Genomic DNA, 14,456 nt, shown 5'->3' with positions numbered 1-14,456 from the left:
CGTTCAGGTCCTCGCCCCCGATTCACGTACGAGACGTCTTGACTCTCCGGGAAGGCACCTCCATGCGCACCCGCACCCCCCTTGCCCCGCTGCTCGCCGCCGCCCTCGTCACCTGCGGCCTCACCCTCGTCTCGGCGGGACCGGCCGACGCGGCCGGCGTCGTCGACGTCAGCACCGCGAAACAGCTCAAGGCGGCGCTCCTGGCAGCTGTTCCCGGCGACACGATCCATCTCGCGGACGGCACCTACACCGGCAACTTCAAGGTGACCGTCCCGGGCACCGCCGACGCCCGCATCACCCTGACCGGCTCTTCCGCGGCGGTCCTCACCGCGAGCGGCGGCTACGGGCTGTACCTGAACGGCGCCTCGTACTGGACCGTGCAGGGCGTCACCGTCACCGGCGGCCAGAAGGGCATCGTGACGGACTCCGCGAACGGGGTCGTCATCGACTCGGTGACCGTCCACGACCTCGACATGGAGGGCGTCCACTTCCGTACGTCCAGCAAGAACGGGATCATCCGGAACTCGCGGATCTACGACACCGGGCACGACGGGCGCGGCATGGGCGAGGGCGTCTACGTCGGCACGGCGGGCGACCTCACCGACAACAGCGACGGGGTCCTGATCACCGACAACGTCATCGGCCCGGGCGTCGGAGGCGAGAACGTCGACATCAAGGAAGGCACCACAGGCGCCCGGATCATCGGCAACACCTTCGACGGCAGCGGGCTCACCGGCGCGAACTACGACGACTCCTGGGTCGACGTGAAGGGCAACGGCGTCCTCGTCCAGGGCAACACCGGCTCCCGCACGACCAACACCGGCTACGAGACCCACACCCAGCAGCCGGGCTGGGGCTGCGGCACGGTGTTCCGGGACAACTCCTCGGACCTCACCGGCGCGACCGGGGCCCTGCGGCTGGCGATCAACGTCACCGCGAACACGCCGAGCTGCACCACGACCGTGTACTCCGACAACACGGTGACCGGTGGCGCGGGCCTGACCAACATCGGCGTCACCCCGTAGGACACACGGCGGCAGCCTCCTGACACGCCCGAGGAGGGGAGCCGCCGCGGACACGCGCGTCGGCCCACCGCGCGAGAGCCACCACGGACTCGCATGTCGGTCCACCACGAACACGCGTGAGGCCCGCCCCCCGAAGGGGACGGGCCTCGTGCGTACCTACTCCTGCTACCGCCGTCCGTCAGCGGTCGCCAGGGTCAGAGCTGGAGCTTCAGCTCTGGCCGCCGGCCAGCTTCTCGCGCAGAGCGGCGAGCGCCTCGTCCGACGCCAGGGCGCCGGCGTTGTCCGCCGACTCCGAGGAGTACGAACCGCCACCGCTGCCGCCCGAGGCAGCCGGGGCGCCGGCCGGGGCAGCAGCGCCCTCGGCAGCGGCGGCCTCGTCGGCCTCGCGGGACTTGATGACCTGGGCCTGGTGCTGCTCGAAGCGCTGCTGCGCCTCGGCGTACTGGGTCTCCCAGACCTCGCGCTGCGCCTCGAAGCCCTCGAGCCAGTCGTTGGTCTCGGGGTCGAAGCCCTCGGGGTAGATGTAGTTGCCCTGGTCGTCGTAGGACGCGGCCATGCCGTACAGGGTCGGGTCGAACTCGACCGAGGCCGGGTCGCTGCCGAAGGACTCGTTGGCCTGCTTCAGCGAGAGGCTGATCCGACGACGCTCCAGGTCGATGTCGATGACCTTGACGAAGATCTCGTCGTTGACCTGGACGACCTGCTCCGGGATCTCCACGTGGCGCTCGGCCAGCTCGGAGATGTGGACCAGGCCCTCGATGCCCTCGTCGACGCGCACGAACGCACCGAACGGAACGAGCTTGGTGACCTTACCCGGGACGACCTGACCGATCTGGTGCGTACGGGCGAACTGCTGCCACGGGTCTTCCTGCGTCGCCTTCAGCGACAGGGAGACGCGCTCGCGGTCCATGTCGACGTCGAGAACCTCGACGGTGACTTCCTGGCCGACCTCGACAACCTCGGACGGGTGGTCGATGTGCTTCCAGGACAGCTCGGAGACGTGGACGAGACCGTCGACGCCACCCAGGTCCACGAAGGCACCGAAGTTGACGATCGAGGAGACGACGCCGGAGCGGACCTGACCCTTCTGCAGGGTGGTGAGGAACGTCTGGCGAACCTCGGACTGGGTCTGCTCCAGCCAGGCGCGGCGGGACAGGACCACGTTGTTGCGGTTCTTGTCCAGCTCGATGATCTTCGCCTCGAGCTCCTTGCCCACGTAGGGCTGGAGGTCGCGGACGCGACGCATCTCGACGAGCGACGCCGGCAGGAAGCCACGGAGGCCGATGTCGAGGATGAGACCACCCTTGACGACCTCGATGACGGTACCGGTGACGATGCCGTCCTCTTCCTTGATCTTCTCGATGGTGCCCCAAGCACGCTCGTACTGCGCGCGCTTCTTCGAGAGGATCAGGCGGCCTTCCTTGTCCTCCTTCTGGAGAACCAGGGCCTCGATCTCGTCGCCGACCTTGACGACCTCGTTCGGGTCGACGTCGTGCTTGATCGAGAGCTCGCGGCTCGGGATGACACCTTCGGTCTTGTAACCGATGTCGAGGAGGACCTCGTCGCGGTCGACCTTGACGATGACACCATCAACGATGTCGCCGTCGTTGAAGTACTTGATCGTCTCGTCGATCGCCGCGAGGAACGCGTCCGCGTCGCCGATGTCGTTGACCGCAACCTGCGGAGTGGTGGCGGTGGTCTCGGTGCTGCTCGTCATGTGGGAAAGGGCTCCGGTACGGACAGAGAGTCGTAGGTACTGCTACGCCGTGAACCCGTATCGCCTCTGCAGAAGCCGGACAGCCTGGAAAGTGTCTGACCCGTCTCCGGGAGACACCTCGACAACCGAGGGGACATGCAACAGACGCGAGCGCGGCCTGCTAGGTCTGAGGCGCGCAGGCTCGCAGCGCAACTTGTAGCATACGGGGGCAGCCGGACACGGTCAATGCGCGAAGGGGCACACGCGGGGCACACCGGTCCATATCCGGCACAACTCGGCCGCGTCGGGGCGGTATCCGGCCAGTTTCGGAACGTGGAACTTCCTCGCGCGCGCGTCGCCGGAAGCCGCCGCCCGGGGTCGGGTACGGCCGCACGGACACTCCCCGCACCCCACCGCACGCGGTGGGTACAGGCAAACTACAACGACGGACACGATGAGCCAAGAGACCTACGGAACCGAACCGGAAGCGACCCGCCGCGAGGCGGACGACACGGAGAGCAGCCGGGCCAGTCGCGGCTGGTGGGACCGGAACGCGGACGAGTATCAGAGCGACCACGGGGCGTTTCTCGGCGACGACCGGTTCGTCTGGGGTCCGGAGGGACTCGACGAGGCGGAAGCCGGGCTGCTCGGGCCGACCGCCTCCCTCGCGGGCCGCGACATCCTGGAGATCGGCGCGGGCGCGGCGCAGTGTTCCCGCTGGCTGGCCGCACAGGGAGCCCGCCCGGTCGCCCTGGACCTCTCCCACCGGCAGCTCCAGCACGCCCTGCGGATCGGCGACGAGGTGCCGCTGGTGGAGGCGGACGCCGGGGTGCTGCCCTTCCGGGACGGCTCCTTCGACCTCGCCTGCTCCGCCTACGGTGCCGTCCCCTTCGTCGCCGACCCGGTGCGCGTCTTCCGGGAGGTCCGCCGGGTGCTGCGGCCCGGCGGCCGCTGGGTCTTCTCGGTGACCCACCCGATCCGCTGGGCCTTCCCCGACGAGCCGGGTCCTGAGGGCCTCTCCGTCGCCGCGTCCTACTTCGACCGCGTCCCCTACGTGGAGCAGGACGATTCGGGCGAGGCCGTCTACGTGGAGCACCACCGGACGCTGGGCGACCGGGTCCGGGACGTGGTCGCGGCCGGCTTCCGCCTCGCCGACCTGGTGGAACCCGAGTGGCCGGAGTGGAACCACCAGGAGTGGGGCGGCTGGTCGCCCCTGCGCGGAAACCTCATCCCGGGCACGGCGATCTTCGTCTGCGAACGGGACTGACCCCGTCCCGCTCCGGCTGTACCTCATCAGTCCCCCTCTGCCCGTGGCCGGCCGAGTCCTCCTGACTCCGCCGCCCGACTCACACTGCCGCCCGACTCCGCTGCCGGCTGACTCCGCTGCCGGCTGACCCGCCCGACTCTGTCGTCCGGTTCTGCCGTCCGGTTCTGTCGTCCGCTTCTGCCGTCCGGTCCTGCCGGCTCTGGCGCCCGACCATGTCGGCCGGTTCTGCCGTCCGGTTCTGCCGACTCCTGCGACTCTGCCGGACGCCCTGCCAACGCCGCCTCCCCCGCACGGGGGAAGTGGCTCCCCCGTGCGGGGGTGGGGGCGTCCGGCTGCCCGTACGACACTGGGTGCGTGATCCGAACCGATGCCCTGGTCGACCTCCCCGTCCGCACCGCCGTGCCCGCCCTGCGCCGGGCGCTCGACGAGCGCGGCACCGCCGTGCTCTGCGCGCCGCCGGGCACCGGCAAGACCACGCTCGTCCCGCTCGCCCTCGCGGGGCTGACGGGCGAGGGTCCGCCGCGCCGGGTCGTGGTCGCCGAGCCCCGCAGGATCGCGGCGCGCGCCGCGGCCCGTCGCATGGCGTGGCTCCTCGGCGAGCGGCCCGGGGGCCGCGTCGGCTTCACCGTGCGTGGCGAGCGGGTGGTCGGCCCGGACACCGTGGTCGAGGTCGTCACCACCGGGGTGCTGCTCCAGCGCCTCCAGCGGGACCAGGAGCTCTCCGGCTCCGACGTAGTGCTCCTCGACGAGTGCCACGAACGCCACCTGGACGCGGACACCGCCGCCGCGTTCCTGCTGGACGTGCGCGAGACGCTCCGCCCCGACCTGCGGCTGGTGGCCGCCTCCGCGACGACCGACGCGGAGGGCTGGGCCCGGCTGCTCGGCGGTGCCCCGGTGGTCGAGGCGACCGGCGTCTCCCATCCGGTGGAGGTCGTCTGGGCGCCGCCCACCGCACCGGTCCGGCCGCCGCACGGGATGCGGGTCGATCCCGCGCTGCTGGCGCACGTCGCTCAGGTGGTGCGCCGGGCACTCGCGGAGCGGGACGGCGACGTGCTCTGTTTCCTGCCCGGTGTCGGTGAGATCGCCCAGGTCGCCGGCCGGCTGGCCGGGGCCGGGGCGGAGGTGCTCCAGGTGCACGGACGGGCTCCCGCCGCCGTGCAGGACGCGGTCCTGGCAGGGAGCTCCGGCGAAGGACGGCGGGTGGTGCTGGCGACCTCGGTCGCGGAGTCCTCGCTGACCGTGCCCGGGGTGCGGGTCGTGGTCGACAGCGGCCTCGCCCGGGAGCCCCGGACCGATCACGCCCGGGGGCTGAGCGCCTTGACGACCGTGCGTGCCTCGCAGGCGACCGGGCGGCAGCGGGCGGGCCGTGCCGGACGGGAGGCTCCCGGTGCGGTGTACCGGTGCTGGACGGAGGCGGAGGACGGGCGGCTCGCCCGGTTCCCGGCGCCGGAGATCCGGGTCGCGGACCTGGCGGCGTTCGCGCTCCGGGCCGCGTGCTGGGGCGACCCGGGGGCGGTGGGCCTGGCGCTGCTCGACCCCCCGCCGGCCGGGGCGATGAGCGCGGCCCGCGAGGTGCTGACGGCGGTCGGCGCGGTGGACGGGGACGGGCGGGTGACCGGGCGCGGCACACGGATGTCCCGGCTCGGTGTCCATCCCCGGCTGGCGCGTGCCCTGGTCGACGGAGCCCGTGAGGTGGGCGGGCGCCGGGCGGCCGAGGTGGTGGCCCTGCTGAGCGAGGAGCCGCCCCGCGAGTACGGCGACGATCTGGCGGCGGCCCTGCGCACCGCGCGCCGGGGCGGTGACGGGTACGCCGCGCGCTGGCGCCAGGAGGTGCGCCGGCTGTCGTCGTCGCTCGGCGACGGGACGGGGGCGGGGCGGGCATCGGCCGACGGCCCGGTGGGCGGGGCCGCCGCTCCGGTCACGGACGACGCCGCAGCCGGACTGGTGGCCGCGCTGGCCTTCCCGGAACGGGTGGCGCGCGCCCGGGGCGGGGAGGCGTTCCTGATGGCGTCCGGGACCGGGGCGGAGTTGCGGGACGGCTCTGGGCTGCGCGGCTCGCCGTGGCTCGCGGTCGCCGTCGCGGACCGACCCACGCACGCCGTGTCGGCCCGGGTACGGCTGGCCGCGGTGATCGACGAGGACACCGCGGTGCTGGCCGCGGGGCACCTGCGGTTCCGGGGCGAGGAGGTCCGCTGGAGCGAAGGCGACGTGGTGGCGCGCGTGGTGGACCGGCTCGGTGCGGTGGAGCTGGTGGTGCGCCCGCTGAAGCAGCCGGCCCCGGAGCTGGTGCGCACCGCGCTCCTGGAGGGGCTGCGCCGGGAGGGCACCGGGCTGCTGCGGTGGACCCGCGACAGCGAGCAGTTGCGGGCCCGACTGGCGTTCCTGCACGGCGCTCTGGGGGCGCCGTGGCCCGAGGTGTCGGAGGGGGCGCTGCTGGCGCGCGCCGGGGAGTGGCTGGAGCCGGAACTGTCGCGTGCGCGGCGCCGAGCGGACCTGGGGCGGATCGACGCGGGGCAGGCGCTGCGCCGGTTGCTGCCGTGGGCGACCGGCGAGGCGTCCCGGCTGGACGAGTTGGCGCCCGAGCGGATCGAGGTGCCGAGCGGGTCCCGTATCCGGGTGGAGTACGGCGGTGAGCAGCCGGTCCTCGCGGTGAAGCTCCAGGAGCTGTTCGGCCTGGCCGAGACGCCCTCGGTGGCCGGGGTGCCCGTGCTGGTGCATCTGTTGTCCCCGGCGGGGCGGCCGGCGGCGGTGACTGCGGATCTGGCCTCGTTCTGGCGGGAGGGGTACCGCGCCGTCCGCGCGGAGCTGCGGGGACGCTATCCCCGGCACCCCTGGCCGGAGGACCCCACGACGGTGGCGGCCACCCGGTTCACTTCGGCACGGCTGAAGCGGGAGCAGCGGCCATGACCGGGTGAGCCGCGCGCCTGGGCGACGGGGCGGGCGCGCGCCTGCACGGCGGCAGTGCACCACGGCACCCCGCACCAGGCACCACGCACCACGCACCACGCACCACGCCTGCACGGCAGCACGGCAGCACGGCAGCACGCCTGCACGGCACCACGCCTGCACGGCAGCACCGCAACACGCCTGCACGGCAGTACGCCGATACCCCGGCACGGGACAACGCGGGGCCGGTACGGCCCGCGCGCCCGTACCGGGAGGTGCTCGGTACGGGCGCGCGGAGGGTGCTGTTGCTGAGCGGCGTCAGGCGGCGGGCGGTGCCTCGACGGTGAGCTCGATGTCGAGGACGGCGCCGCCCTCGGTGGTGATCCGCAGCGTGTAGGTGCCCGCCGTGTCGCCCGCGTGGATCTGCGGGAGGGTGAGCAGGCCGTCCGCGTCGGTCGTCAGACCGGTGAGCGTGCTGACTGCGGTGCTGTTCGCGCCGGTGAAGCGGGGGCCCTGGCCCTCCGGTACGGGCTGCCCCGCGCTGTCGAGGATCGTGGCGGTGACGGCGACGCCGGAGGCGACGGCCCCGCCGAGGGTGGCCTTGACCTGGACGTCCTCGGTGAACTCGCCGCCTTGGGCGGCCGTCAGCGCGGTGCTGGTCGTCCGGGCGACGGCGTCGGCCCGGCGGGCGGTGACGGTTGCCGTGAAGGAGAGGCTGAACTGCCCGGTGGTACCGGCGGTTGCGTGGACCTGGAAGTCGCCCGTGGTCTCGCCCGCCACCAGCGCCGGGGCGCTGGCGGTGCCGTCCGCCGAGGTGACGACCTCGGCGCTGGTGGCCCCGCCGGCGAAGCGGGCGTCGGTGTCACCGCTGATCGTGAAGGTGACGGGGGCCTCGGCGAAGCTGTCGCCCTCGCCGTCGACGGCCCGGACGGTGACGTCTCCGGCGAAGTCCTGGCCCGCCGTGGCGGTCAGCGTGCCGGTGCCCGCGTTCTCGATCCCGGCGAGCTTGGGTACCTCGGAGGGCGCCGGGGGCGTGGTGGTCGTGGGCGGCTTGGTGGTCTGGGTGCCCCCGGGCTTGCCGCTCGGCGTCTCGCTGGGGCTCGGGGACGGCGAGGCGGTCCCGGGCTTTCCGTCCGGGGACGGCGAGGGCGAAGGAGTGGTGGAGGGCGAGGAGGACGGCGAGGTCGAGGCCGGGCCGGTCGTGGTGTCGGTCGCCGGGCCGGGCGTGGTCGGTAGGACGCCGGTTCCGTCGGGCACCGAGTGCGTGCCGTTGTTGTAGTACTCGAACCAGGACCGCACGGTCGACAGGTAGGCGGTGGAGTGGTTGTAACTCAGCACCGCGCGGTCGATGTCGGTGTCGATGGACAGGTCCCGGGTACCGGCGCAGAGGTAACGCCCGGCGGCGAGCGCCGCGTCGTAGACGTTGTTGGGGTCCTTGCGTCCGTCGCCGTTGGCGTCCTGGCCCCAGGTCGCCCAGGTGGACGGGATGAACTGCATCGGCCCGACCGCACGGTCGGTGACGGTGTCGTTGTCGTACGCGCCGTTGTCCGTGTCCGGGATGAGTGCGAACCCGTTGCCGTCGAGGGCGGGGCCGAGGATCGGGCTGAGCGTGGTGCCGCTCGCGTCGACCTTGCCGCCGCGCGCCTGGCCCGACTCCACCTTGCCGATGGCGGCAAGGAGTTGCCAGGGCAGCCGGCAGGCCGGGTCGGTGCCGGCGATGGTCGACTGGGCCTGCTGGTACGCGGCGAGGACCGAGGCCGGAATGCCCGACTCGGCACTGGTGGCGGGCAGACCGACGGAGGTGCTCGGAGTGCCCGGGGCGACCGGGGTCGTCAGCGGCGGCAGGTCGGTGTGGTACTGGTCGTTGCCGGTGGCGGCGCCCTCTTCGGGTTCGGCCGCGGCCGGCTGGTCGTTCCCGCCGGGCTGCGTGGCCGAGCCCAGGGTCACGCCGGGTGCCTGAGAGGCGGAGAGTGCCGCGACGACGGCGGCTGCCACCGCGGTGCTGGTGGCCCCTCTGCGCAGGCGACGGCCGAATTGCGCTGCCATATGGTCTGGTCCCTCCCCGACGACGGCTGTTCGCGCTCCCCAGCGCGAGGACTCCCGTGACCCTACGGCAACTCCTGATACTTCGACACAGGCGTCTGACCGGTTCTTACTGGTTTTTCACGATGTTCAACCGAAGTTGTACTGCGCCTCGCTTCCGGGGTGCGCGGCCCACCCCTCGCCGCCGATCCAGCCCCTGCCCTCCCCCTGCCCTCGCCCTGTCTCGCGCCCGCCTCGCCCCTGCCCCTACCCCTACCCCCGCCGCCGCCCCCGCTCCCGTTCCCGTTCCCGGACATGGCGGAGGCCGGGCACCTCGTGCCCGGCCTCCGCCATGTGGGAAAGCGCGCCCCGTCGGGTCGAGCGCTCGTCAGTGCGCCGCGGACTCCCAGTCGGTGCCCACGCCGACCGACACGTCGAGCGGGGCGCGCAGCGACACGGCCGAGGCCATCTCGTGGCGCAGGATCCCCTCCACCTCGGCGCTCTCGCCCGGTGCGATCTCCAGCACGATTTCGTCGTGCACCTGGAGCAGCATCCGGGACTTCAGCTTCGCCTGCGTCAGCGCCCGGTCGACGTGGAGCATCGCGACCTTCACGATGTCCGCGGCGGTGCCCTGGATCGGGGCGTTGAGCGCCATGCGCTCCGCCATCTCGCGCCGCTGGCGGTTGTCGCTGTTGAGGTCGGGGAGGTACCGGCGGCGGCCGAAGACCGTCTCGGTGTACCCGGTGGACCTGGCTTCCTCGACGACCCGGTGGAGGTAGTCGCGCACCCCGCCGAAGCGCTGGAAGTACGTGTCCATCAGGCCACGCGCCTCGCCCGCCTCGATGTTGAGCTGCTGGGAGAGCCCGAACGCGGAGAGGCCGTAGGCGAGTCCGTACGACATGGCCTTGATCTTGCGCCGCATCTCGGGGTCGACGGCCGACTTGTCGACGCCGAACACCTGGGAGGCGACCGTGGTGTGCAGGTCCTCGCCCGAGGTGAACGCCTCGATCAGACCGGCGTCCTCGGAGAGGTGGGCCATCACCCGGAGTTCGATCTGGCTGTAGTCCGCCGTCATCAGGGTCTCGAAGCCCTCTCCGACGACGAAGCCCCGGCGGATCGCGCGCCCCTCGTCCGTACGGACCGGGATGTTCTGGAGGTTGGGGTCGGTGGAGGAGAGGCGTCCGGTCGCCGCCACCGTCTGGTTGAAGGTGGTGTGGATACGGCCGTCCGCCGCGATCGTCTTGATCAGGCCCTCTACGGTGACCCGCAGCTTCGCCTGCTCGCGGTGGCGCAGCATGATCACCGGCAGCTCGTGCTCGGTCTGCGCGGCGAGCCAGGCCAGTGCGTCGGCGTCGGTGGTGTACCCGGTCTTCGTCTTCTTCGTCTTGGGCAGGCCCAGTTCACCGAAGAGGACTTCCTGGAGCTGCTTGGGCGAGCCGAGGTTGAACTCCCGGCCCACCGCCGCGTGCGCCTCCTTTATGGCCTGCTGCACGGCGCCCGCGAACTGCTGCTCCATCGCCTCCAGATGGGCGCGGTCGGCGGCGATGCCGTGCCGCTCCAGCCGGGCCAGCAGGATCGAGGTGGGCAGCTCCATGTCGTGCAGCAGGTCGAGCGCGCCGACCTCCCTGAGCCGGGTGCTGAACGCGGCGCCGAGGTCGAGCACGGCGCGGGCCTGCGTCATCAGGGCGTCCGCCTCGGCGCGGTCGTCCGCGCCGAACGCCAGCTGTCCGTCCGTCGCGGCGGCCGGGGCCAGCTCGCGGCCGAGGTACTCCACCGCGAGCGCGTCCAGCGCGAACGACCGGCGTCCCGGCTTCACCAGGTACGCCGCGAGCGCGGTGTCCATGGTGACGCCCTCGATGTGCCAGCCCAGCTCGGGGAAGACCCGCATGGCCGCCTTGGCGTTGTGCAGGACCTTCGGCCGCTCCGGGTCGCAGAGCCAGGCGGTGAACGCCTCCTCGTCCGAGGCGTCGAGCTCCGTCGGGTCCAGCCAGGCGGCAGCCCCGCCGACCGCCGCAAGGGCGATCTCGGTGACGGTGCCGGCGCCCAGCGCCCAGGTGTCCACGGTGGCCATGCCCAGCGGCTGCGCGCCGTGCTCGGCCAGCCAGCCGGCGACCTGCCCGGTGCCCAGGACCGTGCCGTCCAGCTCGACCCCGGCGGCCGGGGCGGGTGCCTCCTCCTCGGCCGCGCCCGGGTCGACGGCGAGCAGCCGTTCCCGCAGGCTCGGGTTGCGGATCTCCAGGACGTCCAGCACCCCGGTGACCGCGGCACGGTCGTACGGGGCGCGCTCGAGCTCGGCGGGGCCCTTCGGGAGCTCGACGTCGCGCACCATCTCGGTCAACAGGCGGTTCATCCGCACCGAGTCCAGGTGGTCGCGGAAGTTCTGCCCGGCCACGCCCTTGACCTCGTCGGCGCGCGCCACCAGTTCGTCGAAGGAGCCGAACTGGTTGATCCACTTCGCGGCGGTCTTCTCGCCCACCTTGGGGATGCCGGGGAGGTTGTCCGACGGGTCGCCGCGCAGCGCGGCGAAGTCCGGGTACTGGGCGGGGGTGAGGCCGTACTTCTCCTCGACCTTCTCCGGGGTGAAGCGGGTCAGCTCGGAGACGCCCTTGGTCGGGTAGAGGACCGTGACGTTCTCGGTGATGAGCTGGAAGGAGTCGCGGTCGCCCGTGACGATCAGCACCTCGAACCCGGCGGCCTCCGCCTGGGTGGCGAGCGTGGCGATCACGTCGTCGGCCTCGAAGCCGTCGACGGCGAACCGGTCCGCGCGCATCGCGTCCAGCAGCTCGCCGATCAGCTCGACCTGCCCCTTGAACTCGTCGGGGGTCTTGGAGCGGTTCGCCTTGTACTCGGGGAACTCCTTGGAACGCCAGGTCTTGCGGGACACGTCGAACGCCACCGCGAAGTGCGTGGGCGCCTCGTCGCGCAGCGTGTTCGCCAGCATCGAGGCGAAGCCGTACACGGCGTTCGTCGGCTGCCCCGTCCCGGTCGTGAAATTCTCCGCGGGCAGGGCGAAGAACGCCCGGTACGCCAGGGAGTGCCCGTCCATGAGGAGCAGGCGCGGTCGGTTGTCTGCCGTCTTCTTCGATGCTGTCTCAGCCACATACACGATCCTGCCACGGCCCACCGACATCACGGACCGCACGCGGGCGCCGCACCCCTCTCCTTCCGGTTGTGCCCTTCTCCTTCCGGATGCGCCCCTCAATGACCATGACAGGATCGGACGAGAGGAACCCACGCGCTCGAAGGGGAGCAACCATGGCCACGAAGCCCCCGACCGGAGACCCGGTCCAGGACGCCCCGCAGGTCCAGGAGGCCCAGCACGCCGCCGCCGGGCTGCCCGCCGTCGCCCACTCGCTGCTCATGGCCCAGCAGCAGATGGGACTGGGACGCACCGCGCGGACCCTCCTCAAGGTCAACCAGAAGAACGGCTTCGACTGCCCCGGCTGCGCCTGGCCGGAGGGCGACAAGCGCCACACCGCGGAGTTCTGCGAGAACGGCGCCAAGGCCGTCGCCGAGGAGGCCACGCTGCGCCGGGTCACCCCGGAGTTCTTCGCCGCGCACCCGGTCTCCGACCTCTCCGGCCGCAGCGGGTACTGGCTCGGCCAGCAGGGCCGGATCACGCAGCCGATGTACCTCCCCGAGGGCGAGGACACCTACCGGGCGATCGGCTGGGACGACGCTTTCGCAATCATTGCCGAAGAACTCCGTGCGCTCGGCTCCCCCGACGAGGCCCTCTTCTACACCTCGGGCCGCACCAGCAACGAGGCCGCGTTCCTCCTCCAGCTCTTCGCCCGCGAGTACGGCACGAACAATCTGCCGGACTGCTCCAACATGTGCCACGAGTCGTCCGGCTCGGCGCTCGTGGAGACCATCGGCATAGGCAAGGGCAGTGTCTCCCTGGAGGACCTGCACCAGGCCGATCTGATCATCGTCGCCGGGCAGAACCCCGGCACCAACCACCCGCGCATGCTCTCCGCCCTGGAGAAGGCCAAGCACGCCGGGGCGAAGATCATCTCGGTGAACCCGCTGCCCGAGGCCGGCCTGGAACGCTTCAAGAACCCGCAGACCCCGCAGGGCATGTTCAGGGGCACCGCCCTCACCGACCTCTTCCTCCAGATCCGCCTCGGCGGCGACCAGGCCCTCTTCCGCCTCCTCAACAAGCTGATCCTTGAGACGGAAGGCGCCGTCGACACCGCGTTCGTCGATGAACACACCCACGGATACGAGGAGTTCGCCCGGGCCGCCCGGGAGGCCGACTGGGACGAGACCCTCACCGCCACCGGACTCGACCGCGCCGACATCGAGAAGGCCCTCGGCCTGGTCCTCGCCTCGGAGCGCACCATCGTCTGCTGGGCGATGGGCCTCACCCAGCACAAGCACTCCGTGCCCACCATCCGCGAGGTCGTCAACTTCCTTCTGCTGCGCGGCAACATAGGACGGCCGGGCGCCGGTGTCTGCCCGGTGCGCGGACACTCCAACGTCCAGGGCGACCGCACCATGGGCATCTACGAGCGCCCCGCGCCCGCCTTCCTCGACGCCCTGGACCGGGAGTTCGGCATCACCTCGCCGCGCCACCACGGGTACGACGTGGTCCGCGCCATCCGCGCCCTGCGCGACGGCGACGCCAAGGTCTTCTTCGCGATGGGCGGCAACTTCGTCGCGGCCACCCCCGACACCGACGTCACCGAGGCGGCGATGCGCCGCGCCCGCCTCACCGTTCACGTGTCGACCAAGCTCAACCGCTCGCACGCCGTCACCGGCAGCCGCGCCCTGATCCTGCCGACCCTCGGCCGCACCGACAAGGACGTCCAGGCCGGCGGCAAGCAGTTCGTCACCGTCGAGGACTCCATGAGCATGGTGCACGCCTCCCGCGGCAACCTCACCCCCGCGAGCCCGCACCTGCTCTCCGAACCCGCCATCGTCGCCCGCATGGCACGCGCGGTTCTCGGACCCGGCTCAAAGACCCCCTGGGAGGAGTTCGAGAAGGACTACGGCACGATCCGCGACCGCATCTCCCGCGTGGTGCCCGGCTTCGAGGACTTCAACGCCCGCGTCGCACGCCCCGGCGGATTCACCCTCCCCCACGGCCCGCGCGACGCCCGCCGCTTCCCGACCGCCACCGGCAAGGCCAACTTCACCGCCGCACCCGTGGAGTACCCCGAACTCCCCGAAGGCAGGCTGCTGTTGCAGACCCTGCGCTCCCACGACCAGTACAACACCACGATCTACGGGCTCGACGACCGCTACCGCGGCATCAAGGACGGCCGCCGCGTCGTCCTCGTCAACCCCGACGACGCCCGTGGACTCGGCCTCGCCGACGGCTCGTACACCGACCTCGTCAGCGAATGGAAGGACGGCACCGAACGCCGCGCCCCCGGCTTCCGCGTCGTCCACTACCCGACCGCACGGGGCTGCGCCGCCGCCTACTACCCCGAGACGAACGTCCTGGTGCCGCTCGACTCGACCGCCGACACCAGCAACACCCCCGCCAGCAAGTCGGTCGTGGTGCGCTTCGAGCCGGCCGGCTGACCCGGCGCACAGGGCGGTCCGGCAACCCGGT

Annotated in this window: 7 protein-coding genes; 4 read left to right on the top strand and 3 right to left on the bottom strand. The window is 72.1% G+C overall.

All coding sequences use genetic code 11. The annotated features are described in order from the left end of the window. Nucleotides 1–62: 62 nt before the first annotated feature. Complete coding sequence (locus tag ACWCWD_RS06730) at nucleotides 63–1,025, top strand: right-handed parallel beta-helix repeat-containing protein (protein ID WP_450770711.1); 963 nt, start codon at nucleotides 63–65, stop codon at nucleotides 1,023–1,025. 208 nt (nucleotides 1,026–1,233) lie between these two features. Here ACWCWD_RS06730 and rpsA read toward each other — a convergent pair whose 3' ends face one another. Then, the gene (gene rpsA / locus ACWCWD_RS06725; RefSeq protein WP_390964112.1) at nucleotides 1,234–2,742 is read right to left on the bottom strand and encodes a 30S ribosomal protein S1; all 1,509 of its coding nucleotides are present in this window, start codon (nucleotides 2,740–2,742) and stop codon (nucleotides 1,234–1,236) included. Between the two features lie 433 nt (nucleotides 2,743–3,175). Here rpsA and ACWCWD_RS06720 point away from each other — a divergent pair, with 433 nt between their 5' ends. Further along, entirely contained in the window at nucleotides 3,176–3,988 is an 813-nt protein-coding gene (locus ACWCWD_RS06720; protein ID WP_450770709.1) for a class I SAM-dependent methyltransferase, read from the top strand. 354 nt (nucleotides 3,989–4,342) lie between these two features. Continuing rightward, nucleotides 4,343–6,895, top strand: a complete 2,553-nt coding sequence (gene hrpB, locus ACWCWD_RS06715) for an ATP-dependent helicase HrpB (RefSeq protein ID WP_450770708.1) — start codon at nucleotides 4,343–4,345, stop codon at nucleotides 6,893–6,895. A gap of 297 nt (nucleotides 6,896–7,192) precedes the next feature. Here hrpB and ACWCWD_RS06710 read toward each other — a convergent pair whose 3' ends face one another. Continuing rightward, on the bottom strand, nucleotides 7,193–8,920 hold the full coding sequence (locus ACWCWD_RS06710) for a lytic transglycosylase domain-containing protein (RefSeq protein WP_450770707.1): 1,728 nt from the start codon (nucleotides 8,918–8,920) through the stop codon (nucleotides 7,193–7,195). Between the two features lie 364 nt (nucleotides 8,921–9,284). Continuing rightward, on the bottom strand, nucleotides 9,285–11,996 hold the full coding sequence (gene polA, locus ACWCWD_RS06705) for a DNA polymerase I (RefSeq protein ID WP_450770705.1): 2,712 nt from the start codon (nucleotides 11,994–11,996) through the stop codon (nucleotides 9,285–9,287). 155 nt (nucleotides 11,997–12,151) lie between these two features. Here polA and ACWCWD_RS06700 point away from each other — a divergent pair, with 155 nt between their 5' ends. After that, nucleotides 12,152–14,425 carry an FdhF/YdeP family oxidoreductase gene (locus ACWCWD_RS06700; RefSeq protein ID WP_450770704.1) on the top strand — a complete coding sequence of 758 codons (2,274 nt, stop codon included), beginning with the start codon at nucleotides 12,152–12,154 and terminating at the stop codon, nucleotides 14,423–14,425. Nucleotides 14,426–14,456 lie beyond the last annotated feature (31 nt).

The sequence above is a fragment of the Streptomyces sp. NPDC001493 genome (assembly GCF_053597235.1).
Note: the sequence above shows the minus strand (reverse complement) of the source record. Positions and strands in the feature narration are given on the sequence as shown.

Excerpts from the sequence above, each read along its gene's own strand:
- ACWCWD_RS06730 (WP_450770711.1), top strand. The coding sequence starts at position 63 with ATGCGCACCCGCACCCCCCTTGCCCCGCTGCTCGCCGCCGCCCTCGTC.
- rpsA (WP_390964112.1), bottom strand. The coding sequence starts at position 2,742 with ATGACGAGCAGCACCGAGACCACCGCCACCACTCCGCAGGTTGCGGTC.
- ACWCWD_RS06720 (WP_450770709.1), top strand. The coding sequence starts at position 3,176 with ATGAGCCAAGAGACCTACGGAACCGAACCGGAAGCGACCCGCCGCGAG.
- ACWCWD_RS06710 (WP_450770707.1), bottom strand. The coding sequence starts at position 8,920 with ATGGCAGCGCAATTCGGCCGTCGCCTGCGCAGAGGGGCCACCAGCACC.
- ACWCWD_RS06700 (WP_450770704.1), top strand. The coding sequence starts at position 12,152 with ATGGCCACGAAGCCCCCGACCGGAGACCCGGTCCAGGACGCCCCGCAG.